This is a genomic window from Soonwooa sp. T0.1_25 (genome assembly GCF_057652215.1).
Genome location: NZ_JBYFBZ010000038.1, coordinates 1 through 1737, shown reverse-complemented (window position 1 = coordinate 1737; position 1737 = coordinate 1). Strand labels below are relative to the sequence as shown.

The following is a 1737-nucleotide window of genomic DNA, read 5'->3' as shown; positions in this document are numbered from 1 at the left end:
TATTTTTTCATGCTGACAAACGTATAAAATTGTGTTAATTATTTTAACATTTGTTGCACTAGATTTCTGAAACGGCGAATGCCTGGCGGATAACGGTTTGGGTATTGGCGAAGGCAGGGCATTTGAAAAACGTCAGCTCAAATTTAATACAAAAGTTTCATAGAAGCACAAAAGCCGAAGTTTGCACTTCAGCCCTGCTTTTGCCAATACCTTGTTATGCGTTCGCTCTTCTGTCTGTCTGTTAGTTTGGTGAATTAAGTGCCATTTTATTTCCTTCCGAGTCAATGAAAATTGCAAAGAAACCACTTCCGTCTGCATGAGCAGTTTTCGGTGCAATAATTTTACCTCCATTCTTTTCAACCTTGTCAAGAATAACTTGAAGATTGTCGCCACCGTTTAAGTAAATGGTTACACCGTCAGCAGAAGGCTTATATCCGTCCGCTTGGATTATCACACCTGTTACTGTTTGATTTTCATAAGGTAGTATTCCCATTTTCATGCCTTCTACATCCATTTTTTCAATTTTGATATCCAAAATTATTTGGTAAAAATTTACTGCTCTTGAAATATCCGTTGCAGGAATTTCAAACATTGAAATGTAACTGTTCATATTTTTTACTTTTAAATTTGTTGTTGTGTCATTTGTCGTTGTTTCTGATTTCGTTTGGGTTTGGTTGCTGCAAGAGGACAGAAAAAGTCCTGCAAGAATTGTCAAGAAAAAGAAATTTTTTACTGTCATTGCCTATTATTTAAAATTTAGGCAAATGTAGTTTGGTCATTCCTTACGAAATAGTAAAAATGCGACACATCAATTTTTCTTGTAAAAAAGATTAGATAGAGCCATATTTTCATTTTCAGAAAATTGTTTGGGTGTTATTCCAACAAGCTCCTTGAAGTCTTTTATGAAGTGATTTTGGTCGAAATATTCATTTTCATAAGCAATATCTGTAAGAGTTTCTGATTTTTGGTTGAGCAATTTTTGTAGAATAGCTTGAAGTCGAATTACTTTACCTAATTGCTTTGGGCTTATGCCAATTTGCTTTTTAAAATGTCTTTCCAATTGGCGTCTTTTAGAAAGGTCGTCTTTCAAAATAACATTTATAGAAGTGCTTCCATTTGTTTTGAGAAGAGTATCAACGGTTGATTTTACAATATTGCTTATCGTGTTTTCTTCATTGAGTTTATTTATTAGAAAGTTTTCAATTATCTCAATTCTTTGTTCGGTGTTTGTTGCATTAGCTATTTGTTGTTCTAACTTATTGGCTTCATCTGGTCCGAAAAGTTCAGTAATAGGCGTTTCTTTGTCAACTAATTTTTCGAGTGACGTATTTACAAAATTTGCAAAGCCATAAGGATAAAAACAGATTGCAATCGTATCAACATTTCCAACAGGCAAAATATAATATGACTTTGTCCTTTGTCCCATTACCATTGCGTTTGGATTAAGAATAAAGTCGGTTTCAGAAATAAATCTCTTAATCTTGTCGCCCAAATTAAATGTCATTTCAATACAGCCGTCTGGCACAACCATTTGTTTTGCGTTCTTTGGGTCAAATGGTATTTCCAAAGTCCAATAAAATTTGACTAAAGATTCTAAGTCTCTATGTGGCTTATATGTCTGATAGTTCATTTACGCTGGGTGTTTCATAGAGTGACGCATAACGGTTTCGGGCTTGGCGAAGGTGGCGATTTTCACCACAAATGTTGATGCGGAGAACCAAACTTTGATTAACCACA

At 34.5% G+C, this 1737-nt stretch carries 2 protein-coding genes; both read right to left on the bottom strand.

Annotated features, from left to right (window positions below; genetic code table 11):
* Positions 1-241 precede the first annotated feature (241 nt).
* Positions 242-739, bottom strand: coding sequence for a VOC family protein (locus AC23MB_RS14210; protein ID WP_250069801.1), 498 nt, complete (start codon positions 737-739; stop codon positions 242-244).
* A 69-nt stretch (positions 740-808) separates the two neighbouring features.
* Positions 809-1630 (bottom strand): AraC family transcriptional regulator, encoded by an 822-nt coding sequence (locus tag AC23MB_RS14205; protein ID WP_487787633.1) that lies wholly within the window; start codon positions 1628-1630, stop codon positions 809-811.
* Positions 1631-1737: the final 107 nt, after the last annotated feature.

Excerpts from the sequence above, each read along its gene's own strand:
- AC23MB_RS14205 (WP_487787633.1), bottom strand. The coding sequence starts at position 1,630 with ATGAACTATCAGACATATAAGCCACATAGAGACTTAGAATCTTTAGTC.
- AC23MB_RS14210 (WP_250069801.1), bottom strand. The coding sequence starts at position 739 with ATGACAGTAAAAAATTTCTTTTTCTTGACAATTCTTGCAGGACTTTTT.